Annotated in this window: 1 protein-coding gene and 1 pseudogene; both read right to left on the minus strand. The window is 49.7% G+C overall.

Translation table 11 applies throughout. From position 1 onward, the window contains the following. Positions 1-1,145 (minus strand): arylsulfatase (locus Q0294_RS11355; RefSeq protein ID WP_299464970.1); only part of this gene is annotated, 1,145 nt, incomplete at its 3' end. Positions 1,146-1,665: 520 nt separating this feature from the next. Further along, a pseudogene (locus Q0294_RS11360) lies at positions 1,666-2,220 on the minus strand (glucose-1-phosphate adenylyltransferase); the annotation flags it as partial.

A 2,220-nucleotide genomic window follows, 5' to 3' on the forward strand; every position in this document is an offset into this window, starting at 1 on the left:
TTCCCCTCACCCAGTAAGGTAGGTACAAACGAAATACCATCCACGTCGATCCCTGCGGGAACTTTGGTTCCGGCAATCTGAGCAAAGGTCGGCAGAATATCCCAGAATCCGATCTGCAGATCTGAAGTCGTGCCGGGCTCAATTTTACCGGGCCACTTCGCAATGAACGGAACACGCAAGCCCCCTTCATACATGGAACCTTTGTGACCTTTCAGCGGTGCATTGCCATTAAAGAAATCGGTCATCTCTTTCCAGGTCCCCCCCTGCCCGCCATTATCGGAGGTAAAGATAATCAGGGTGTTGTCGCGAATTCCGAGTTCTTCGAGCATCGCTACAATTTCACCCACATGCGCGTCGAGTCGGGAAACCATACCCGCAAAGGTGACCAAACCGTCGTCCGAGCCGATATAACCGGGACGCGGATCCGGAATCGGAGTCTTGGGAAACTTCCCCCGATAGGGACGCTCGGAATCTTCAGGTACGACCAGTTCCACATGCGGGAGAATATAAGGCAGGTACGCAAAGAAAGGCTGCTTCTGATTTTTGCGGATAAACGCTTTCGCATCTTCGTGAATCAGATCGTGAATATAGCGGCCTCTTTGATTATTTTCGTTTTCCGGCAGCATTACTTTTTCTTCATTGCGCCAGATCCAGAAGGGATAATAAAAGTGAGCATGTACCTGCAGCAGTTCGCCGGTGAACTGATCAAAGCCCTGCCGATTGGGATGCCCGTGAGTTCCTTCGTAACCCAAGCCCCACTTCCCAAAGATGCCCGTCGCATAGCCGGCCTCTTTCAAAACTTCGGCAACCGTCTGATCTTCATCATACAGCAGTTGATTCAGGTCATTCGCGCGAACCGCTGTATGGCCGGTGTGCTGCCCCGTCATTAACACGCTGCGTGACGGCTGGCAGACCATCGAACCGGCATAGGCCTGTGTGAATTTCATCCCCTCTGCCGCCAGTTGATCAATGTGAGGCGTTTTAATTTTTGTCTGACCGTAACAGCCCAACTCGGCGTAGCCCAGATCGTCTGCCATGATGAAAATGATATTGGGTTTTTGTTTTGCAGCAGCCTCTGAAACCGGGGAATAAAACCCAGTCAGGCAACTCAATGTTGCCAGAACGAAAAATAAACGTCGATGCATTATGCCAGACCCTTTCCAATTTTGTGTTTCGTCACTTTTTTGAAATAATTACACGCAGGAACTGTTTCGAGAACTCAATTTTAAAAATCGCTTTAGATTGGGCTTGACCGAATCTGATTGAATTTCTATTCTCCCCGCACCATCAGCAATCACGCTGGTTTTGAGACTTATTAAAACAATTCCCGATAACATCACACCTCAGAATGTCAGTTATCATTCCCCTTTTCAACCTTCAGAAAAATACCGGTGCCGTTGAGTGATTTCATTCTCTCAGCGGAAAGATCGAGTGTCCAACGCATGGAAGCCGCGGCTCCGATCTTTTTTGAAGTTGAAAAAGAATGTGTCGCGTCTGTTATAAAACATCGATACTCCGGCGAACAATCGCCTCCCGGAAGTAGTACAAGTCCTTCCCCCCCCTGGGCTACTGCTTCCGGGAATTTTTATGCGCATTGAACAACACGGAAGTATCTCTGCCAATCAGAGATACTTCCGTTGTTATCTTCGCGGTATCAATTCCCGATCAACCCTCGGCCGGAAAACCGTCCATTTTGCCGATCACCACAATTCCCGATTCGGAAACGGTAAATCCGCGGCGCCGGTCTTTTTCCAGGTCGTAACCAATTTCGCAATTCTTGGGGATCGTCACTCCCTTGTCGATAATCGCGTTACGAATCTTGGCATGCCGGCCTACATTCACACCGGAAAACAGAATCGAATTATCGACTTCCGCCCAGCTGTTCACTCGCACATTTGACGAAATGATCGACTGGCTGACGCGCCCCCCGGAGATAATCGACCCCGGACAAACCGTACTGTCCACCGCCTGCCCCACGCGCGGCATCGAACCTTCGCTTTGTGCAAACACAAATTTTGGTGGAGGATCCGGTGCCTGATACGATCTGATGGGCCAGCTTTGATCATATAAGTTTAATTGAGGATGAACCGAGACCAGGTCCATGTTGGCCTCGTAGTAGGAATCGATGGTACCCACATCGCGCCAGTAATATCCGTCGCCGGTATTTTCATCCTGAAAGGGATAAGCGCGGATCAGATGATCGTCGATAATGGAGGGAAT

It is taken from the genome of uncultured Gimesia sp. (genome assembly GCF_937919775.1).
Taxonomy (GTDB): domain Bacteria; phylum Planctomycetota; class Planctomycetia; order Planctomycetales; family Planctomycetaceae; genus Gimesia.